This window comes from Variovorax sp. 20P10.2.4 (assembly GCF_058244205.1).
Genome location: NZ_JBZAYE010000031.1, coordinates 1 through 19,326, shown reverse-complemented (window position 1 = coordinate 19,326; position 19,326 = coordinate 1). Strand labels below are relative to the sequence as shown.

Genomic DNA, 19,326 nt, shown 5'->3' with positions numbered 1-19,326 from the left:
TCTTGTCTAGCGGTCGCGGGCGACGACCATGTGGGCCAGGGCGCGCAGCGCCGCGGTGTCGTTCAGGCCGCTCGCATCGAGCGCGGCGAGCGCGTCGTCGAGCAGCTGCGAAGCCTGGGCCCGGGCTCCCTCGAGCCCCAGCAGCGACACATAGGTGGGCTTGTCGGCCGCGGCATCCTTGCCGGCGGTCTTGCCGAGGGTCTGCGAATCGGCCGTCACGTCGAGGATGTCGTCGACGACCTGGAAGGCCAGGCCGATCGCCGCGCCGTAGCCGCGCAGCGCGGTCAGCGCCGCCGGTGAAACACCGGTGCCGCAGGCCGCGCCCATCTCGACGCTGCCCTGCAGCAGCGCGCCGGTCTTCAGCCGGTGCATCTCGCGCAGCTGCGCTTCGTTGAGTGCCACGCCCACGCTCGCGAGGTCGATCGCCTGGCCGCCGGCCATGCCCTGGCTGCCGGCGGCGCGCGCGAGCATGCGGCACAACGTGGCCTGCATCGCGGGCGGCACCTCGTCGCCATCGGGCGTGAGCAGTTCGAAGGCCAGCGCCTGCAGCGCGTCGCCCGCGAGCAGCGCGTCGGCCTCGCCGAACTTCACGTGCACCGTGGGCTTGCCGCGGCGCAGCACGTCGTTGTCCATGCACGGCAGGTCGTCGTGCACCAGCGAATAGGCGTGGATCAGCTCGGTGGCGCAGGCCGCGCGCAGCGCCGCGGCCACATTGCCGCCGACCGCCTCGCTGGCCGCGAGCACCAGCAGGGGCCGCAGCCGCTTGCCGCCGTCGAGCACGGCGTAGCGCATGGCCTCGCCGAGCAGCACCGGCGAATCGACGCCGACCCAGCCCGACAGCGCCTGTTCGACGCGCTCGAGGTGCGGGCGGCTCCAGAGCGCGAGGCGGGCCTGGTCCCAGGCGGGGGCAGTGGTGGCCGCGGTCATTCGGCGGCCCAGGGCTTGAGGCTGCCCGCGTCGAGCACCTTGATCTGGTCTTCCACCGCCTGCAGCCGGTCGCGGCAGAAGGCCAGCAGTGCGGCGCCGCGCTGGTAGCTGCCCAGCAGCCGGTCGAGCGGCAACTGGCCCGATTCGAGTTCCGCGACCAGTTGCTCGAGTTCCTGGAGTCCCGCTTCGTAGCTGACGGGCATCGGGCCCGTGTCGGGCGTGGGCGCCGGACTGGACGCGGGAGTGGAAGGCACCTTGGGCATGCGGGGGCAACGAGGATGAAACCGCGCATTTTAGGTCTCGGCCAGTGACGCATCGACGGCCCGCGCGACACCTGCCCGCGGCGTCATGCACGGCCGGACAGGACGACCGCCCGACCAGGGTGAAAGCCCCAGGGGCCACAAGGAAGGCCCCCCGGGTACAATCACCCTCCCCCAGCCGGTCACGCCGGCGCAACTCTCGGGCCGACACGCCTCTCCTGTCGTCGGTACCTTCCGTTTCAATTTTGTTTTCCTCCCTGTGGGGAGCTTGGTCAGGTCCTCCATGTCTGATTTAAGTCTTCAACTGCAGCAGGCCACGAGCCAACTTCCGGTTTCCGCGTATTTCGACGAGGCGCTCTTCGCCCGCGAGATGGAAACGCTCTTTGCCCGTGGCCCCCGCTATGTCGGCCACCGCCTTGCCGTGCCGGAGGCCGGCAGCTTCCACACGCTGCCCCACGAGCACCAGGGCCGCGCGCTGGTCCACACGCCCAAGGGCGTGGAACTGATCTCCAACGTCTGCCGCCACCGCCAAGCCGTGATCCTGCAGGGCCGCGGCGAACTCGACGCGCGCACCGGCGGCAACATCGTCTGCCCGCTGCACCGCTGGACCTATGCCGCGGCCGACGCGCGCACCACCGGCACGCTGATCGGCGCCCCGCATTTCGCGCAGGACCCCTGCCTGAACCTGCACAACTACCCGCTCACCGAGTGGAACGGCCTGCTGTTCGAGGCCAACGGCCGCGACATCGCCGCCGACATGGCCGGCCTGGGCCCGCGCGCCGACCTCTCGTTCGAGGGCTTCGCGCTCGACCACGTCGAGCTGCACGAGTGCAACTACAACTGGAAGACCTTCATCGAGGTCTACCTCGAGGACTACCACGTCGGCCCGTTCCATCCGGGCCTGGGCAGCTTCGTCACCTGCGACGACCTGCGCTGGGAGTTCAACCGCAACTACTCGGTGCAGACGGTGGGCGTGGCCAACCGCCTGGGCCGCGCGGGCAGCCCGGTCTACCAGAAGTGGCAGGAACAGCTGCTGCAGTACCGCGAGGGCAAGCCGCCCAAGTACGGCGCGATCTGGCTCACCTACTACCCGCACGTGATGATCGAGTGGTATCCGCACGTGCTCACCGTCTCGACGCTGCACCCGGTCAGCCCGACCAAGACGCTCAACATGGTGGAGTTCTTCTACCCCGAGGAAATCGTCGCCTTCGAGCGCGAGTTCGTCGAGGCCCAGCGCGCCGCCTACATGGAGACCTGCGTGGAAGACGACGAGATCGCCGAGCGCATGGATGCCGGCCGCCGCGCGCTGATGCTGCGCGGCGACAACGAGACCGGCCCCTACCAGAGCCCGATGGAAGACGGCATGCAGCAGTTCCACGAGTGGTACCGGCGCGAGCTGCAGGCCGCCGGCTGAGGCGCCGAAGCCGCTGCTTCCGCCCTGTTTCCTGCTATTCTCTTGATAGCTGAATACGTCCGGTTGGCGGGCGTTTCAGCTATTTTTCTTTTGTAAGAAGTCAAGACGATGCAAGCGCTCTGGATGGTGCTCGGCGCCTTTTTGTTCGCCTCCATGGGCGTGGCCGTGAAGATCGCCTCGGCCTGGTTCTCCAGCGGCGAGATGGTGCTCTGGCGCGGTGTCATCGGCATCGTTTTCCTCTGGCTGCTGGCGCGCAGCCGCGGCGTCTCGCTCGCCACCCAGTACCCGGGCATGCATGCCTGGCGCAGCCTGATCGGCGTGGTCTCGCTGGGCGCGTGGTTCTATGCCATCGCCCACATGCCGCTGGCCACGGCCGTCACCCTCAACTACATGAGCAGCGTCTGGATCGCCGCCTTCCTGGTCGGCGGCGCGCTGCTGGCCTGGATGCCGGTGCCGGGCCGCGATGGCCGCGTCTCGCGCCCGCCGCTGCAGGCGCCGCTGGTGCTGACCGTGCTCACCGGCTTCGTCGGCGTGGTGCTGATGCTCAAGCCCAGCGTGGATTCGAGCCAGGGCTTCGCCGGCCTGCTGGGCCTGCTGTCGGGCCTGACCGCCGCCTTCGCCTACATGCAGGTGGTGGCGCTCTCGCGCATCGGCGAGCCCGAGATGCGCACGGTGTTCTATTTCGCGCTCGGCTCGGCCGTGGCCGGGGCGCTGGCCACCGCGTTCACCGGCTTCTCGGAATGGAACTGGCGCCACGGCCTGTGGCTGCTGCCGATCGGCCTGCTGGCCGCCCTCGGACAGCTTTGCATGACCCGCGCCTACGCCACCGCCAAGACCGAAAGCGGCACCCTGCTGGTGGCCAACCTGCAGTACTCGGGCATCATCTTCGCGGCCTTCTACAGCGTGGTGCTGTTCGACGACCGCATCGACGCCGCCGGCTGGACCGGCATGGCGCTCATCATCGCGAGCGGCGTTGCCGCAACCGTGTTGCGTCAGCGTACAGTTCCGCAAGCGCCGGCCGAGGAACATTGAGGCCGGTTCGCAGTCCCTTCACCGTCCGCCGCGCATGTCGCGCGGCCCATGCGCCAAGGAGTTCTTCGCCATGACCTTCACCACCCTCGTTTCCGCCACCGAGTTGCGCGCCCTGCAGGCCGCCGGCACGCCGCTCATGGTGTTCGACTGCAGCTTCGACCTCATGAAGCCCGAGTCGGGCGCCCAGCAATACGCGGCCTCGCACATCCCCGGCGCGCTGCATGCCGACCTCGACACCGCCCTCAGCGCGAAGCATGGCAAGCCCGGCGCGCATGGCGAGGTGGTGGTGGCGCAGGAAGACGGCGTGCCCGCCTCGGGCGGGCGCCATCCGCTGCCCAGCCGCGAGCGCTTCGCGGCCTGGCTCAGCGGCATCGGCTTCTCGAACGACATGCAGGCCGTGGTCTACGACCGCAACGGCGCCAACTACTGCGGTCGCCTGTGGTGGATGCTCAAGTGGATGGGCCACGACGCCGTGGCCGTGCTCGACGGCGGCCTGCAGGGCTGGCAGGCCGAGGGCGGCGAGGTCACCGACCGCGAGGAACCCGCGCGCTTCCAGTCGAACTTCGTCATGGGCGAACCGCTGGTGCGCCTCGTGACCACCGACACCGTGGTGCGCCAGTTGGGCCAGCCTGACCAGAACCTGATCGACGCGCGGGCCGGTGCACGCTATCGCGGCGAGGTGGAACCTCTGGACCCGATCGCCGGTCACATCCCCGGGGCACTGAACCGCCCCTTCGCCGAGAACCTCGGTCCCGACGGCAAGTTCAAGCCCGCCGCGCAACTGCGCGCCGAGTTCGAAACGCTGCTCGAAGGCCGCGATCCGGCGACGGTCGTCCACCAGTGCGGCAGCGGCGTGAGCGCCGTTCCCAACCTGCTCGCGATGCGCATCGCGGGGCTCGGAACGGCCGCGCTCTATGCCGGCAGCTGGAGCGAATGGAGCAACACCCCGGGGCTGCCGACCCGGCAAGGCGCCCAACCATGACCCTGACCCGATCCAGCACCGACCGACGCGCTCTCCGACGCATCCTCGCTTCCGCCGCCCTCGCGCTGGTGGCCTCGGCCCCGTTCGCCGCCGCGCAGGCCCAGCAGCAGCACGCCCACGTGCACGGCCAGATCAAGCTCGACGTCGCCATCGACGGCCCCACGGTCGTGATCGACATGGAGTCGCCGCTCGACAACATCGTCGGCTTCGAGCGCGCACCCAAGACCGATGCCGAGAAGAAGACCGTCGAGGATGCCATGGCCCAGCTGCGCGCGGCCGACAAGCTGTTCGCCATCGACCCCGCCGCGAGCTGCAAGCTCGGCCCGGTCGACCTGCGCTCCAGCGCGCTCGGCCTCGGCAAGCCCGATGCCAGCGAACCCGAGGGCCATGCCGACCTCGACGCCACCTTCTCGTTCAACTGCGCCAACGCGGCCGCCGCCAAGTACATCGACATCGGCCTGTTCGCCGCCTTCAAGGGCACGCGCCAGATCGATGCGCAGATCGCTTCCGCGCAAGGCCAGTTCAAGCGCCAGCTCAAGCGCCCCGCGGGTGCGCAAGCCGCGCAGCCGGCCCGCCTGACCTGGGGCAAGTGAGGTCGTGAGCCTTCCTTCGCAGGCCGAATCCACGCCGCTGCGCGTGGTGCTCTCGGCCGAATCGCTGCGCTTCTCCTGGCCCGGCAGCGCCACGCCGTGCATCGACATCGAGGCCTTCCGCATCACGGCCGGCGAATCGGTGTTTTTGCATGGCCCCAGCGGCTGCGGCAAGAGCACCCTGCTGTCGCTGCTGGCCGGCGTGCTGGTGGCCGACGAGGGCCGCGTGTGCCTGCTGGGCCACGACTGGTCCAAGCTCTCGGGCGCCGCGCGCGACCGCTGCCGCGTGGCGCACGTGGGCTACATCTTCCAGCAGTTCAACCTGCTGCCTTATCTGAGCGTGGTCGACAACGTGCTGCTGCCCTGCCGCTTTTCGGCCCGGCGCCGCGAGCAGGCCTCGCGCCAGCGCGGCGCGCGCGAGGAAGCCGAGCACCTGCTCGACCAGATGGGCCTGGACCGCAAGCTCTGGCAGCGCCAGGCCATGCAGCTCTCGGTGGGCCAGCAGCAGCGCGTGGCCGCGGCGCGCGCGCTCATCGGCCAGCCCGAGGTGGTGATCGCCGACGAACCCACCTCCGCGCTCGACGAGGACCGGCGCGAGGCCTTCCTCGACGTGCTGCTCACCGCCTGCGCCGAGAACGACAGCGCGCTCGTGTTCGTGAGCCATGACCAGCGCATCGCGCAGCGCTTCGCGCGCCATGTGCTGCTGCCCGAGATCAACCGCGCCTCGAGCGCGACGATGGCGACCGAAGAATGAAGGCCCTGTTCTCCATCGCCTGGCGCAGCGCCTGGAACCGCCGCTTCACGCTCGCGCTCACCGTGTTCTCGATCGCGCTGTCGACCTTCCTGCTGCTGGGCGTCGAGCGCATCCGCACCGAGCTGCGCGAGAACTTCGCCTCCTCGGTCTCGGGCACCGACCTGATCGTGGGCGCGCGCACCGGCTCCACCCAGCTGCTGCTGTACTCCGTGTTCCGCATCGGCGCGGCCACCAACAACATTGCGTGGAAGAGCGTGCAGGCCCTGCAGGCGCACCCCGGCGTCGACTGGGTGGTGCCGCTGTCGCTCGGCGATTCGCACCGCGGCTTCGCCGTGCTCGCGACCTCGCCCGAGTACTTCACGCGCTTTCGCTACGGCGACCGCCAGTCGCTCGCGCTGCGCGAGGGCAAGCCCTTCAGCGAGCTGTTCGACGCCGTGGTGGGCGCCGAGGTGGCCGACAAGCTCGGCTACCACGTGGGCCAGAAGATCACGCTGGCGCACGGCAGCGGCGAGCTCAACGTGGCCGAGCATGCCGACAAGCCCTTCACCGTGGTGGGCGTGCTCGCGCGCACCGGCACGCCGGTCGACCGCACCGTGCACATCGGCCTCGCGGCCATGGAGGCGATCCACCTCGAATGGGTGGGCGGCGCGCCCATGCCCGGCGTGAAGATTCCGGCCGACCAGGTGCGCAAGTTCGACCTCACGCCCAAGAACGTGACGGCCGCGCTCGTGGGCCTGAAGAACCGCGCCGCCGTGTTCTCGGTGCAGCGCTGGATCTCCACCTACACCGGCGAGCCGCTGATGGCGATCCTGCCCGGCGTGGCGCTCGACGAGCTCTGGAGCGTGATCGGCGTGGGCGAGAACGCGCTGCTGCTGATGTCGGGCCTGGTCGCGCTCGTGAGCCTCGCGGGCCTGGTGTCGGTGGTGATGGCCGGCCTCAACGAGAGGCGGCGCGAGCTCGCCGTGCTGCGTGCCGTGGGCGCGGGCCTGCGCCACGTGCTGGCGCTGCTCGCGCTCGAGGGCGCGCTGGTCACCGTGCTCGGCGTGGTCGTGGGCGTGCTGATGGCGGTGCTGGGCATCGCCGGCCTCGCGCCCTGGCTGCAGTCGCAGTTCGGGCTGACATTGCGGCTTTCCGAACCTACACTGAACGAATGGCTGCTGCTCGCAAGCCTGCTGGCCGCCGGCTGGCTGGCCAGCCTGCTGCCCGGCATTCGCGCCTACCGGCTCTCGCTCGCCGACGGGCTTTCACCGAGGATCTGATCCCATGCGCCACGCAAAGACTCCCCATTCCGCCGTCCAGGCCTCGAAGCGCTTCGCCCTGCTGATGGCCGGCGCCAGCCTCGCGGCCGCCGCCTGGGCCGCCGAGCCCGCGCCCAAGGACACCACCGCCACCAACCCGCTCGGCGGCAAGGCCGCGCCCGTGGCCACCGCCAAGGCCCCGGCCGGCCAGCCGCGCCAGATCACCTGGGAAGAACTCGTGCCCAAGGACTGGGACCCGTCGAAGGAGTTCAAGGGCATGGACCTCAGCGCCCTCGACGACGGCGACCCGCGCGCCAACGAGCTGCTGATGAAGATGCAGGAGGTGTCGAACAACGCGCCGACCAATCCCGCGATGAACGGCGTGGAGGTGAAGATCCCCGGCTTCATCGTGCCGCTCGAGGAAGCCAAGGGCGAGGTCACCGAGTTCCTGCTCGTGCCCTACTTCGGCGCCTGCATCCACACCCCGCCGCCGCCGGCCAACCAGATCCTGCACGTGGTGCCGCAGAAGGGCGCCAAGTTCCGCGCCATGGACACCGTGTGGGTCACGGGCAAGCTGCAGACCCTGCGCAACGACTCGATGATGGGCGTGAGCGGCTACCACGTGAGCGCCAGCAGCGTCACCAAGTACACCGGCGGCGCGAAGTAGCGGCGAGCCACGCGCCGCGGCTCTGACCGCGAGCTGACTTGGGAGAAGGGGCCGGCATTCACCGGCCCTTCACCTTTCTTGACAGGCCTGTTCCTACCCGGCCAGCGCCCGGCAGACGACACAGCCGGTTGCATCCTCGGGCCATCCTTCGTCATCGCTTGAGTCGCGGCACCCGTTCTGTACGGGCGGGCGCCGCCAAAGCGCTCCAGGAAGGCCAGCATGATCCCCTCCAATCACACCCCCCTCGCGCGTGCAATCACGCTGTCGCTGTGCACTGCAGCATTGGTGCTCGCGGGCTGCGACAAGTCCGAGACTCCCGTCGCGCAGAACGCCGCCGCACCCGCGCCCCAGGCCGCGGCCTCCGTGCCCGCCGCGGCGGCACCGGCACCAGCCCCTGCGGCCCCCATGCCCGTGGCCTACGTGCCACCCGCGGCCGAGGAGCTCTACCAGATGGTCGCCCCCATCGCGCTGTACCCCGACAAGCTCGTGGCGCAGGTGCTGGCCGGCGCCACCTATCCCGAGCAGATCACCTCCGCGCAGGAGTGGCTCAAGCAGAACCCCACGCTCAAGGCCGGCGCGCTGGCCGATGCCGTCAACCAGCAGCCCTGGGACCCGAGCGTCAAGTCGCTGACCGCCTTCCGCAACGTGATGGACCAGATGGCCGGCAACCTGCCCTGGACCGAGGCACTGGGCAAGGCCTACTACAACGACCCGGCCGATGTGATGAACGCCATCCAGGTCATGCGCCAGCGCGCCTCCAAGGCCGGCCGTCTCAAGAACAACGACAAGCTCAAGGTCGCCACCGCCGCAGCGCCGGCCAACTACACGCCCGCGCCCGATCCGCAGGGCGCCTATGCGGGCCCGCTCATCGTCGAGCCGCCGCAGCAGCTCATCACCATCCAGCAGGCGCAGCCCGACGTGGTCTACGTGCCCAGCTACAACCCGCAGCAGATCTACGGCGAGCCCGTGGCCGCCTATCCGGGCTATGCCTACACGCCCCCGCCGCAGCCCGTGTACGTCGACCGCGGCTACAGCGGCGCCCAGGTCGCCACGGCCGGCGTGCTGGCCTTCGGTGCCGGCGTGGTCGTGGCCTCGGCGCTCGAGCGCCATGGCTGGGGCTGGAACTCCTGGAACGTGAACTGGGGCCGTCCGCGCGACCGCGACTATCAGCGCGCCGCGCCGCCGCCGCCGGCCTATCGCCCGGCCGTGGTCTACAACAACAACACCTACGTCTCGCGCTCGACCACCGTCGTCAACAACGTCTACAACAACAACGGCGGTGGCCGCGACCGTGACCGCCCGCGCGGCGATGCGGGCGTGGCCGCCTGGCAGGCCGCGCATCCGGGGCAGTCGCCCAACTTCGCGATGCAACAGCAGCAGGCACAGCAACAGCAGGCCGCCGCGCTGCTCGCGCAGCAGCAACAGGCGCGCCAGCTGCAGATGCAGCAACAGCAGCAGCAACACGCGCAGCAGCTGCAGAGCCAGCAGCAGGCGCAGCAACAAGCCCAGCAGCAGGCCCTGGCGCGCCAACAGCAGATGCAGCAGCAGGCGCATCAGCAACAGGCGCAACAGCAAGCTCAGCAGGACCAGGCGCGGCGCCAGCAGCTGATGACGCAACAGCAGACGCGCGAGCAGCAAGCCCAGCAGGCCCAGGCCGCGCGCCAGCAGGCGCAACAGCAGCAAGCTCAGCAGGAGCAGGCACGCCGCCAGCAGCTGCTGGCCCAGAACCAGGCCGGCCAGCAGCAGGCGCAACAGGAACAGGCGCGCCGCCAACAACAGCAGCAGCAACAACAGGCGCAGGAACAGGCGCGACGCCAGCAGCAGCAGGCTCAGCAAGACCAGGGCCGCAGGCAGCAGCAACAACAGCAGGCCCAGCAGGAACAGGTCCGTCGCCAGCAGGAGCAGCAACAGCAAGCCCAGCAGAACCAGGCCCGCCAACAGCAGCAAGCGCAGCAGGAGCAGACGCGGCGCCAGCAGATGCAACAGCAGCAGGCCGCGCAGAACCAGGCACGGCAGCAGCAACAGCAACAAGCCGCCCAGCAGGCGCAGCAGGCCCAGCAGCAAGACCAGGCGCGGCGCCAGCAGATGCAGCAACAACAGCAGCAGCAACAACAGGCCGCGCAACGCCAGCAACAGCAGGCCCAGCAGCAACAGGAGCAGGTCCGTCGCCAGCAGCAGCAAGCGCAACAGGCCCAGCAACAAGCCCAGCAGCAGGCCATGCAGCGGCAACAGCAGCAGGCTCAACAGGCGCAGCAGCAAGCCATGCAACGCCAGCAGCAACAGGCCCAGCAAGCCCAGCAGCAGGCGATGCAGCGCCAACAGCAGCAGGCCCAACAGGCTCAGCAGCAGGCCGCGCAGCGCCAGCAGCAACAGGCCCAGCAGATGCAGCAACGGCAGGCACAGGCTCAAGCGCAGGCCCAGGCACAAGCCCAGGCCGCCGCGCACCGCAACCGCCCGCCCGGCGACCAGCGTCCACAGTGACAGCAGGCGCCCCGGTGCGCCGCCCGATCGAAGCCTTCAGCCCCCAGCAAAAAGGCGCATGCGAGTCCTTCGCATGCGCCTTTTTTATGTCGAGTGCGGCGTGCTTCAGCGGCCCTTGCCGATCTCCGTCAGCAGCCGCGTCACCAGGTACAGCCGCGGCACGATCGAGTCGACTTCGATGTACTCGTCGCGCGCGTGGTAGCCGAAGCCCGCGAGGCCGAAGCTCTCGACCACCGTCGCCTTGCCCGAGCGCCCCGCGTAGCCCGCGTCGGTGCCGCCGCCGGTCATCGGCGTGAGCGCGAGCTCGCGGTCGATTTCCTTGTAGATCGCCTGCGCCTTCTCGGCCAGCGCGCGGCCCTTCTCGCCCGCCACGAAGGCCGGGCGGCCCACCTCCACCTTCACCGTCGTCTCGGTGTCGGCAATCAGCTTGCCGCTCGCGATCTTCGCCTGCAGCGCCGCGTCGAGCTTCTTCTCCGCGCCGGGCTCGGTGATGCGCACGTCGCCGAGCGCCTGCGCCTTCTCGGTGATCTGGTTGATCGGGCCCACCGCGCGCGCCACCGTCCAGTTGAGCGTCACGCCCGGGATGTCCTTCGCGAGGTCCTTGGTCTGCAGCATCTGGTACGAGAGTTCGTACAGCGCATTGCGGCCCAGCTCGGGCGCCGCGCCCGCGTGCGAGGCGCGGCCCTTCACCTCGAGCGTGGCCTGCGCGATGCCGGCCGCGCCGAGCAGCAGCGATTCGCCCTTCACCACCGACTTCGCCGCCGTCGGCTCGAACGACAGCACCGTGTCGTGCAGGTCGGCCGTGGTCGCGATCAGCTCGCCCGAACCGACCGAGCCCACTTCCTCGTCGGGATTCATCAGCACCGTGAGCGTGTCGTAGTCGCGCCAGCCCGCGTCTGCCAGGATCTTGAGCGAGGCCATCATCACCGCGAGCCCGCCCTTGTCGTCGGCGATGCCGGGCCCGTAGATGCGGTTGCCGTCGACCTTGTAGGGCTGCGAGTTCAGGATGCCGGGCTGATAGACCGTGTCCATGTGGCCCTGCAGCATGATCTTGCGCTTGCCGTTGCCCTTCATCGTGCCGATCACGATGTCGGCCCCCGCCCCGGCCGTCGCCTTGCGCCGCTCGACCTTGAAGCCGGCCGCCTTGAGCCGGCCTTCCACCACGTCGGCCATCTTCATCAGCCCGTCGACATTGAGGCTGCCCGACTCGATCAGCACCATCTCCTTGAGGTTCTCGATCACCGCCGGCTGCGCCTTCTCGGCCGCGGCGAGCAGCTTGGCGTCGGGCGCGGCATGGGCGGCGGTCGCGGCGCCGAGGGCGAAAGCGCAGGCCAGCGCGATGGAGCGCAGCGAGAAGATGGGTGAGGAAGGTTGAGTCATGAGGGTCCCCTTTTCTTGAAGTGAATGGCGAGCGGAAGGATAGCGAGGCGGGGTGGGATGGGGAGCAAATTGGTGACAGGGCAAGACGCCGAGCAAAAGCGAAACGACCTCTCTTCGAAGGGTTTGAAACTTGACGGCGTTCGCTGTGAACGCGTACATTGACCGCGCCTCGTGATGAGCGAGGTCGGGTTTAGCAGCTCGAAGACATCCTGCGACGAAAGCCGCAGTCACCGCACTTGGTCTGCGGCTTTTTCGTTCGCGCCTCCTTTTTAGGCGGCTCGGATGGGAGGGCTCGCGCCCTGCCGGCGTTCGCAAGGATGTCCCGGTCTGCTAACCCGTTCGAGCCGCCGCCCTCGTTTAGCAGCGGGTGCGTCGGTTGTAGCAAATCGACATCCTTGGAGGCCCATGGCCAACGACTCCAACGCGACCGGCGATGCCCGCGCACCCTCTCGCCCTCTTTCCCAGTTCAGAGCCTTCGAATGGATTCCATGCGAAGGACTCAACCCAGGCAGGCACCACCGCGCTTCGTTTCTGAACGATGCGCGCGACGTGGTGCAAGGTGCGCAATTGCTGGTCCAACTGCTGCAGTGGGATGAAGAACGGCACGACGCCGCGTCATCCGATACCGACCCCGCCCCTGTGCTCGACGCGTGCCAGCGCGGTTCGCTGCAGCGGTTCGTTGCGGTATCGCTGGGTTTGCTTCATGCGCGGATCGAAGAGCAGTGCGAGACGATGAGGCAATAGCGCAGCGTCCACCAGTCGACGCTGGCTCAACACGGCTCCAGGGCAAATTGGGTCAGCGGACGCGCCCACGATCAAGCTCGTAAATCGAGGGGGGGGGTCGAGTGATTGCTCCAGACTGCAAAAGGTAGGTGGAGACCCAGCCATCCGAAGACTGCTTGCAGAGGAACCGTTCATTCAGCTTGCGCGTCAAGGACTTGCCAGCGGCGCGCACCTCAATTCCTTAGCCACGCTTCCAATCCCTACAGACGCAGCGGTTCGCGCGCAGAAAATGTCGGGAACAGGCCCCTACCTACTGTTCTACAAGGACGGCTCAGCACTCAAAGCCGCTCCTCGCCGTTTGAATCACATATAGAAGCTATATTTTGGCTGAACAACTCCGTCGACCGCGACGTATTTAAGAACCTTCCCGACTTGGCGAGCAACTCGCATAGTGATCGGCTCTCCCCCATCGAACTGTGTGTTGTTCCAGTTAAGCTTAGTTAACGCCAAAATCTCTTCGGCAAGTTTGCGAGGGCTTTCGTCGCCTTGAGCAATCTTGAATCGAAGGGTGCGTGGAACATACATGCCCGGAAACGTGGAGTAGTACGGCACGCTTCCTTTTGTGTACAGGACATGATTGCGATTATCGAGACTCAGCAGCGTCCCTCGCAACGGCGGATAGCTGCCCTCCCGAAACAATCGCGTGAAACTCTTCTCCACTACCAGAAAGTCAGCAGTATCGAGGCGCTGATCCTCGACTGCTCGATTGAAGCCCGACAACTCTTCCGCGCTAAAGTTCGAGCTCTTGTGCAGCACTAGACGGGCAGGTGAGTGCTTGTGCTCCCGCCGATACTCGGTGAGGGCATGGACGATCAGCGTAAAAGCATCTTCGCTGGAAAGGTGCGGAATCGGATCGTCCTTTTTCAAGGCTACCGGCTTTCCACGCACGATCACGCCTTCGCCTCGTTCGTCGTAGACCTGCGCCATGCTGGTCATGAGGTTGACCTTGTCCAGGGAGCGATAAAAGTTAATGCCGACGAAGCAAGTCTTCAGATCGTTCGGGTTGCGCACCATCCGCCAAGGCCGATAGTTGGCCTTGTAATACAGGGCGATATGCAGATTCCATGCGCGGGTGGCTTCATCTTGAAGCTTTCGCTTTCCGTCCAGCTTGTCTACCTTCGCCTTCGCGGTGGAGTCGTACGTGGTCGGCAAAACGATCTGGATTGGCTGGCCGAACTTCATCGCTTCAGCCTTCAACATGTGATGAAGATCCAAGTCGGTTCCGTAGGCCAACTCCTCCTTCTCACCCTGAGGTGCATCCTTGGTCTTCGCCTCCTCGCGATCGTCTTCGTCGTCATCCAGTCCCACGAGTTCGGGGGGCAGCGCTACCAGCACGACAGCAGGCCTGATCTCTTCGGACAAGGCTTTTATTTCATTGGCTAATAGCTCCACGCCACGAATCAGCGCGCCGTAGTGGGCGTGGTCCGACAGGGCCCGGAGATCTCGCGGCGGAATGATTCGGCACGATGCATCGTCAATCTCAAAGGACGCTCGAAACGGCGAACTATCTCCAAAACCAGGGAAGTCTGGAAAAAGGTTTGGCTGGCGACTTTTCTTGGCCTCAACTCCAGTTGCACATCGCCCTAACCAGCGACGCAGCCCGTCGATAGTCTGCTGAGTACCGACAATTCCGATTCGTATGCGCCTCACGTCGTCATCTACGGTATCGAGAGGGCCATACAACTTTAGGCCTTGCCTGATGTCCACATGGCGGCCGTGCCGACCGAACTCGAGCTCTGGCTCTTCAAGGAAATCTAGCTTCATATCTCTAGAAGAGGCCGAGGGGGAGTTCATTGCCGGCAAGTGGAGCTTCTTCGTCCCCTGCAGTCCAAGCGGCGTCGTCTAGGCCGCGCTCCGACTGGAACGTCAGCAGTTCCCCAAAACTGAGGTGAGGATACGGTTCGGCAAAAAGGTCCGTTGGTGGATTCAGGAACTCGGCCCACATTCCCAACTGGCCAAGTACCGCGTTGTTACGTTCGAGGCGCTTTATGCCTGTGGTCCATTCGGCCGCGTACTTACTTGGCTTCATGGCGTCAGGCCCTGTGAAGTAATAGGTGGGACTGACCTCCAGATACCAGGAATCGCCATACCTGACGAATTGGGCATTCATGGCCGAGTGCCTGTGGCCCATGACGTGCCCTTTCTTTTTGTTCACCAATACCTTCACGACCTCTCGTGACGTGAGCTTCTTCTGCGCTTGATAGCTGAGCACTGTTGGGGTGCCAGCCTCCTTCGCAGGGAAGAAATAGAGGCTAGAGTTCTTGTCGAACAAAACCCTTCCAGGCGAGGATCGAAGGAACTGGCGCAGGCAGCTATTCAGCAGCCACACAAATTCGCGCTGAACTACTGGATCATCCGATGCAGACCACTGATCGACAGGGAAGTCCTCAACTGTTCCTCGGTCACACAGGAATGAGTATTGAGGGTCGGTCAGGTCGCGCACCGTCAAGACCTGCTTGCTGCGGACCACGTTCTCAAATGTCAGCTCTCGGCCCTTCAGGGCCTGCCCCATCGCTTTGGGTTGATGGTGCGGCGTCTCAGCCAGGAACAGACGGGCCGGCAGAGATCTGACCGCAATCAAGTTGCTGATGAGACGCTCTGGGCGTCGCAGCGCAATCCCTCGGGTGCCTTGAGCCTGCGTCCTGACAAGCTCCGCAAGCCCCACGGCCGCGCTGGCGTCGAGCCGGTTCTGGCTCTTGACGAAGTGGAATTTTCGCTCTCGGACTCGTCCAGAGGGATCGCGAACAGGGAGCCAGAAAACCTCGTCGGTGCGAGGCCTCGACACGACAAGGATCACGGGGACGTTGTGCTGCAGCCAGTAGTCCACGTCTCGCTGCTGCGCCAAGTATTCAAAGCCCTCATCGGTCTCGCCTTCGAAGTTCGAGACAGCCTTACTCTGAACTTTGACCGACAAACCCGAAACCACGCCTGATGCTGCGTCTCGGATCTCAATCTCACCGTCAATGCCCGTGTCGTGCTGAGATGTCGGCCTCCAGACATATCCCATCCTAGAAACAGCGAGGCTGATGAGGGAAACTCCTTGTTCACCGAGCAGTTGTTGGTCCGTCAGCTTCTTGTCCGACATCCTCTTCCGTCCCCCTAGCTGGTTGCCGGTAGGCAGCTGTTCCCAAGTGGTTAGCGAGGCCAACGCATTCGAGAAGCAGCTATAGGATCAATCCAAAGCATAGGCAAGCAGTAGCACCTATGCCGTATTTCCTCAAATTATGCACTGCCATGCACCAACAGTAAGTCCAATAAACCGCTTACCGTTGGCTAGCGACAAGTGACAGTGGTTGGCATCGAGGCGTTCCCCTGAGCAATTGCTTTCTCCGCTTTGCCTCTACCAGCGCCGCACCGCTGAAAACCAGTGCCCGCGGTGCGAGTGAAGCAAGAGGTAGGTCTCTGCAAGAGCTCAATGAAACGATACCTGTCGTCTTGCGGCTTTCCCCCGTCGATTGATTGGCTTTTCCGGCATCGACCCATTTTTCCAGGTGGCCGAGCAAGAACTGAAGGAGGCCCCAACGGGCGGAAAAACAGCCTTGCCTGCATTGCGCCGCCGCAGCGAATGACTGGTTGTTGGCCGATAGTACCCATTCGCGCGAGGCCGAGGGATGTCAGCAATCGCCGCGCAGCAACCCTCTGCTGACGATGCACAGCAAACAGATGGAGATGCGCCTTTTCAAAGAAACTTCAGGCTAAAGATCGTTTGCGCACACTGGCCCGAGCAGCGATCTATTTAGGCAAAGCCTCACAAGCGTGGCGCCCGCCGCCAACTTCCACAACCTCAGCTCTGGTTGTATTCCCTAAGCCTCCGCCCCGCAGCCAACGGCAACCCCCGCAACCTCCGCCCCGTAGCATCCGCAATCGCATTCCCCAACGCCGCAGGCGCCGGCCCCTGCGATGCTTCGCCGGTCCCCAGAAAGGGCGCCCCGGGCCGATCGATGATGTGCACCTCCACCTTCCGCGGCACGTCCGAGAACCGCATGATCGGATAACGGCTCCAGTCGTAGCTGCGAATGCGCTGGGCGTCGTACTGCACCTGCTCGTACAGGGTCCAACTGGCCGACTGCAGGATGCCGCCCTCCACCTGGTTGCGCACGCCGTCGGGGTTGACGACCTGGCCGCAGTCGATGGCCGCGATGGCGCGCTCGATGCGGATCTCGCCGGTCTCCGGCACGATCGACACCTCGACCGCCAACGCGAGGTAGCTCATCAGGTTCTTGTACTGGGCGAAGGAGAAGCCCACGCCGCGGTTCGGCACGCGCTTGCGCTTGGGGTCCCAGCCGAACTTCTTCGCCGCGAGCTGCACAACGTCGCGCCCGCGCGGGTCGTCGAGGTGGCGCAGCCGGAACTCGACCGGATCGGCGCCCGCGGCGGCGGCCAGCTCGTCCATGAAGCTCTCGATGGTGAAGACGTTCATGTACGCGCCGAGCCCGCGCATGGCGGATACGCGCACGGGCATGTCGGGCAGGAAGTGGTGCTCGACGTTGTAGTTGGCGAAGTTGTACAGCGGCAGGCTGTTGCGGTCGCCGCCGCCCTCGGGCATGGGAATGGGCTTGGGCGGCGCCGGCGTGAAGGGCTTCGCGAGGTACTGCGCGGAGATGAAGCGCCCGGCGTTGTCCAGGCGCTGGTTGTGCGAGTTGCTCCAGATCTCGTACTGCCAGTCGACCACGCGGCCGCTGGCGTCGAGCGAGGCCTTCACGTCCGTGACCATCGCGGGGCCGAAGGGCTCCCAGGTGAACTCGTGCTCGCGCATCCATTGCAGCCGCACCGGCCGACCCGGCACGGCGCGCGCGATGAGCGCGGCCTCGGCGCCTGCATCGTCGGCGGCGTTGTGGCCGTAGCAGCCCGAGCCTTCGACGTGCACGCAGCGGATGTCCTCGGGCTTCATCGAGAGCAGTTCCGACAGCGCGCCGCGCATCGGGAACACGCCCTGCGAATGGGTCCACACGGTGAGCTTGCCCTGCGCGTCGAACTGCGCGACGGCGCACGAGGGGCCGATCGACGCATGCGCGAGGTAGGGCTTGGTGAAGCGCGCATGCAGGGTCTTGGCCGCGGGCACGGTCTCGCCATGGCGGTCGCCGACGTGGATCTCCTGCCGGGGCAGCTTCATCAGCGTGTCGTGGATGGTGGCCGGCGTGGGCAGCGAGGCGCTCTCCTGCCAGCGCGCGGCCTCGGTGAGCGCGCGCATGGCCTGGATGGCCTGCCACTCGTCCTGCGCCACCACCGCCAGGAAGCTGCCGTCGCGCACCACCTTGACGACGCCCGGCATCTTCTCGACGGCCGCGCTGTCGACGCCGGTCAGCACGGCGCCGTACGACGGCGGCCGCACCATGCGCGCATGCACCATGCCCGGCAGGCGCATGTCCTGCACGTAGCTCGCGCCGCCGGTGACCTTGCCCGGGATGTCGAGCCGCCGGCGCGACTGGCCGATGACGCGGTGCTGCTTCGGATCGACCAGCTCGGAGCGCGGCTCGGCGCGCCGGTGCAGGTCGAGCCCGCTCACGGCCTGGCCATAGCTCAGGGTGCGGCCGTCGGGGGCGGAGATGACGCCGTCGCGCAGCTTGAGGGTGTCGGCCGCCACGCCGAGCTTGCCGGCGGCCGAGCCGACCAGCAGCACGCGCACCTGCGCCGCCGCGTTGAGGATGGCGGTGCCGCTGTCGGCGGTGGAATGGCTGCCGGCCGTGTAGCCCTCGTTGGGCGTGACGGCGGTGTCGGCCGTCACCAGGTGCACCGCCTCGAAGGGCACGCTCAGCTCTTCTGCGGCGATCTGCGTGAAGGCGGTGCGGATGCCGGTGCCGAGTTCGGCCTTGCCGGTCCACACGGTGATGCGGCCCTGCTCGTCGATGCGGATCCAGGCGTCGAGCATGGGCGTGCCGGTGAGGTCGCCCGGCAGCTTGGTGGCGCCGGCATCGAGCGCGCTGGGCGCGCCCGCCTCGGTGGCCTGCTTGCCCTGCTGGGCCAGCGCGGCGGCGCCGGGCCAGAGCGAGAAGCTCACGGTGAGCGAACCCGCGGCCAGGAAGTGGCGCCGGCTCGGGTTGCGCAGCGCGGCATCGTGCCGCCGTGCGGGGCGGCTCATCGCGATGCTCCTTGCCGCGCGGTGCCGGCCAGCGTCTTCGACGCATCGACGATCGCGGCCACGATGCGCATGTGGGTGCCGCAGCGGCAGAGGTTGGGCTGCATGTGCTGGCGGATCTCTTCCTCGTCGGCGCCCGGGCGCTCGTCGAGCAGCGCCTGCGCGCGCATCACCATGCCGGCGATGCAGTAGCCGCACTGGGCTGACTGCTGCTCGATGAAGGCCTGCTGGATCGGCGCCGGCTTGTCGGCGCTGCCCAGGCCCTCGATGGTGCGCACCGCGCGCCTGCCCACCGCCGACACCGGCATCAGGCACGAGAACACGGGGCGCTTGTCGACGATCACGGTGCAGGCGCCGCACTGGCCGAGGCCGCAGCCGTACTTGGCGCCGTTGAGCTTCAGGTGATTGCGCAGCGCATAAAGCAGCGGCATGGAGGGATCGATGTCGAGCGCGTGGTCGACGCCGTTGACGGTGAGCGTGATCATTTCGGCAGTGCCTCCTTCTCCTTGCGGACCTTCGCAACCTCGTTCTGCAAATCGGGCCAGGCCGGGCGCTGCGTGGCGCTGGCGCGCACGTAGCGCAGCACCTCGGCGATCTGCTCGTCGCTCAGCACATCGGCGAACGGCGGCATGTAGTGCGCCGATGCCGAACCGCCCCACGGGTTGCCGCCCAGCACCAGATTGATGGCGTTGCGTGCGCTGTCGGCATTGACCGCCGTGCTCAGGCCGAGCGCGGGCCGGTC

17 protein-coding genes are annotated in these 19,326 nt (G+C 66.9%); 9 read left to right on the top strand and 8 right to left on the bottom strand.

Features of this window, described 5'->3' with window-relative positions; genetic code table 11:
• Positions 1 to 6: 6 nt before the first annotated feature.
• The gene (locus AC27VN_RS05295; protein ID WP_490875888.1) at positions 7 to 927 is read right to left on the bottom strand and encodes a polyprenyl synthetase family protein; all 921 of its coding nucleotides are present in this window, start codon (positions 925 to 927) and stop codon (positions 7 to 9) included.
• On the bottom strand, positions 924 to 1,190 hold the full coding sequence (gene xseB, locus AC27VN_RS05290; RefSeq protein WP_203205015.1) for an exodeoxyribonuclease VII small subunit: 267 nt from the start codon (positions 1,188 to 1,190) through the stop codon (positions 924 to 926). The genes AC27VN_RS05295 and xseB overlap by 4 nt, the downstream gene beginning before the upstream one ends.
• A 280-nt stretch (positions 1,191 to 1,470) precedes the next feature.
• Here xseB and AC27VN_RS05285 point away from each other — a divergent pair, with 280 nt between their 5' ends.
• From AC27VN_RS05285 to AC27VN_RS05250, 8 genes are all read left to right on the top strand, one after another.
• Positions 1,471 to 2,601 (top strand): aromatic ring-hydroxylating oxygenase subunit alpha, encoded by a 1,131-nt coding sequence (locus tag AC27VN_RS05285; protein WP_490875887.1) that lies wholly within the window; start codon positions 1,471 to 1,473, stop codon positions 2,599 to 2,601.
• Between the two features lie 108 nt (positions 2,602 to 2,709).
• A complete protein-coding gene (locus tag AC27VN_RS05280) occupies positions 2,710 to 3,633 on the top strand; it encodes a DMT family transporter (protein WP_490875886.1) in 924 nt (307 codons plus the stop codon).
• A 70-nt stretch (positions 3,634 to 3,703) separates the two neighbouring features.
• The gene (locus AC27VN_RS05275) at positions 3,704 to 4,615 is read left to right on the top strand and encodes a sulfurtransferase (RefSeq protein ID WP_490875885.1); all 912 of its coding nucleotides are present in this window, start codon (positions 3,704 to 3,706) and stop codon (positions 4,613 to 4,615) included.
• A complete protein-coding gene (locus AC27VN_RS05270; RefSeq protein ID WP_490875884.1) occupies positions 4,612 to 5,208 on the top strand; it encodes a DUF2796 domain-containing protein in 597 nt (198 codons plus the stop codon). The genes AC27VN_RS05275 and AC27VN_RS05270 overlap by 4 nt, the downstream gene beginning before the upstream one ends.
• Positions 5,209 to 5,212: 4 nt before the next feature.
• On the top strand, positions 5,213 to 5,959 hold the full coding sequence (locus tag AC27VN_RS05265; RefSeq protein WP_057589538.1) for an ABC transporter ATP-binding protein: 747 nt from the start codon (positions 5,213 to 5,215) through the stop codon (positions 5,957 to 5,959).
• Complete coding sequence (locus AC27VN_RS05260) at positions 5,956 to 7,218, top strand: ABC transporter permease (protein ID WP_490875883.1); 1,263 nt, start codon at positions 5,956 to 5,958, stop codon at positions 7,216 to 7,218. The genes AC27VN_RS05265 and AC27VN_RS05260 overlap by 4 nt, the downstream gene beginning before the upstream one ends.
• A 4-nt stretch (positions 7,219 to 7,222) precedes the next feature.
• Positions 7,223 to 7,864 (top strand): DUF3299 domain-containing protein, encoded by a 642-nt coding sequence (locus tag AC27VN_RS05255; RefSeq protein ID WP_490875882.1) that lies wholly within the window; start codon positions 7,223 to 7,225, stop codon positions 7,862 to 7,864.
• A gap of 219 nt (positions 7,865 to 8,083) precedes the next feature.
• Positions 8,084 to 10,345 carry a DUF3300 domain-containing protein gene (locus AC27VN_RS05250; protein WP_490875881.1) on the top strand — a complete coding sequence of 754 codons (2,262 nt, stop codon included), beginning with the start codon at positions 8,084 to 8,086 and terminating at the stop codon, positions 10,343 to 10,345.
• A 105-nt stretch (positions 10,346 to 10,450) separates the two neighbouring features.
• Here the strand turns inward: AC27VN_RS05250 and AC27VN_RS05245 are convergent, their stop codons facing one another.
• Entirely contained in the window at positions 10,451 to 11,725 is a 1,275-nt protein-coding gene (locus tag AC27VN_RS05245) for a M20/M25/M40 family metallo-hydrolase (RefSeq protein ID WP_490875880.1), read from the bottom strand.
• A gap of 405 nt (positions 11,726 to 12,130) precedes the next feature.
• Between AC27VN_RS05245 and AC27VN_RS05240 the strand changes: the two genes are divergently transcribed.
• Complete coding sequence (locus tag AC27VN_RS05240; protein ID WP_490875879.1) at positions 12,131 to 12,469, top strand: hypothetical protein; 339 nt, start codon at positions 12,131 to 12,133, stop codon at positions 12,467 to 12,469.
• Between the two features lie 342 nt (positions 12,470 to 12,811).
• On the opposite strand, the gene AC27VN_RS05235 is transcribed toward AC27VN_RS05240, so the two are convergent.
• The 5 genes from AC27VN_RS05235 to AC27VN_RS05215 form a co-directional block, all read right to left on the bottom strand.
• Entirely contained in the window at positions 12,812 to 14,302 is a 1,491-nt protein-coding gene (locus tag AC27VN_RS05235; RefSeq protein WP_490875878.1) for an argonaute/piwi family protein, read from the bottom strand.
• Positions 14,277 to 15,593: a DUF4365 domain-containing protein gene (locus AC27VN_RS05230; protein WP_490875877.1), complete on the bottom strand. Its 1,317-nt coding sequence runs from the start codon at positions 15,591 to 15,593 to the stop codon at positions 14,277 to 14,279. Before AC27VN_RS05230 ends, AC27VN_RS05235 begins: the two co-directional genes overlap by 26 nt.
• A gap of 699 nt (positions 15,594 to 16,292) precedes the next feature.
• Positions 16,293 to 18,587, bottom strand: a complete 2,295-nt coding sequence (locus tag AC27VN_RS05225; protein WP_490875876.1) for a xanthine dehydrogenase family protein molybdopterin-binding subunit — start codon at positions 18,585 to 18,587, stop codon at positions 16,293 to 16,295.
• Positions 18,584 to 19,069 carry a (2Fe-2S)-binding protein gene (locus tag AC27VN_RS05220; RefSeq protein ID WP_490875875.1) on the bottom strand — a complete coding sequence of 162 codons (486 nt, stop codon included), beginning with the start codon at positions 19,067 to 19,069 and terminating at the stop codon, positions 18,584 to 18,586. The genes AC27VN_RS05225 and AC27VN_RS05220 overlap by 4 nt, the downstream gene beginning before the upstream one ends.
• The coding region (locus AC27VN_RS05215) for a c-type cytochrome (RefSeq protein ID WP_490875874.1) at positions 19,066 to 19,326 on the bottom strand (261 nt) is incomplete at its 5' end. The genes AC27VN_RS05220 and AC27VN_RS05215, both read right to left, overlap by 4 nt.

Coding starts and splice junctions, on each gene's coding strand:
- AC27VN_RS05295 (WP_490875888.1), bottom strand. CDS start 927: ATGACCGCGGCCACCACTGCCCCCGCCTGGGACCAGGCCCGCCTCGCG.
- xseB (WP_203205015.1), bottom strand. CDS start 1,190: ATGCCCAAGGTGCCTTCCACTCCCGCGTCCAGTCCGGCGCCCACGCCC.
- AC27VN_RS05285 (WP_490875887.1), top strand. CDS start 1,471: ATGTCTGATTTAAGTCTTCAACTGCAGCAGGCCACGAGCCAACTTCCG.
- AC27VN_RS05280 (WP_490875886.1), top strand. CDS start 2,710: ATGCAAGCGCTCTGGATGGTGCTCGGCGCCTTTTTGTTCGCCTCCATG.
- AC27VN_RS05275 (WP_490875885.1), top strand. CDS start 3,704: ATGACCTTCACCACCCTCGTTTCCGCCACCGAGTTGCGCGCCCTGCAG.
- AC27VN_RS05270 (WP_490875884.1), top strand. CDS start 4,612: ATGACCCTGACCCGATCCAGCACCGACCGACGCGCTCTCCGACGCATC.
- AC27VN_RS05260 (WP_490875883.1), top strand. CDS start 5,956: ATGAAGGCCCTGTTCTCCATCGCCTGGCGCAGCGCCTGGAACCGCCGC.
- AC27VN_RS05255 (WP_490875882.1), top strand. CDS start 7,223: ATGCGCCACGCAAAGACTCCCCATTCCGCCGTCCAGGCCTCGAAGCGC.
- AC27VN_RS05250 (WP_490875881.1), top strand. CDS start 8,084: ATGATCCCCTCCAATCACACCCCCCTCGCGCGTGCAATCACGCTGTCG.
- AC27VN_RS05245 (WP_490875880.1), bottom strand. CDS start 11,725: ATGACTCAACCTTCCTCACCCATCTTCTCGCTGCGCTCCATCGCGCTG.
- AC27VN_RS05240 (WP_490875879.1), top strand. CDS start 12,131: ATGGCCAACGACTCCAACGCGACCGGCGATGCCCGCGCACCCTCTCGC.
- AC27VN_RS05235 (WP_490875878.1), bottom strand. CDS start 14,302: ATGAACTCCCCCTCGGCCTCTTCTAGAGATATGAAGCTAGATTTCCTT.
- AC27VN_RS05230 (WP_490875877.1), bottom strand. CDS start 15,593: ATGTCGGACAAGAAGCTGACGGACCAACAACTGCTCGGTGAACAAGGA.
- AC27VN_RS05225 (WP_490875876.1), bottom strand. CDS start 18,587: ATGAGCCGCCCCGCACGGCGGCACGATGCCGCGCTGCGCAACCCGAGC.
- AC27VN_RS05220 (WP_490875875.1), bottom strand. CDS start 19,069: ATGATCACGCTCACCGTCAACGGCGTCGACCACGCGCTCGACATCGAT.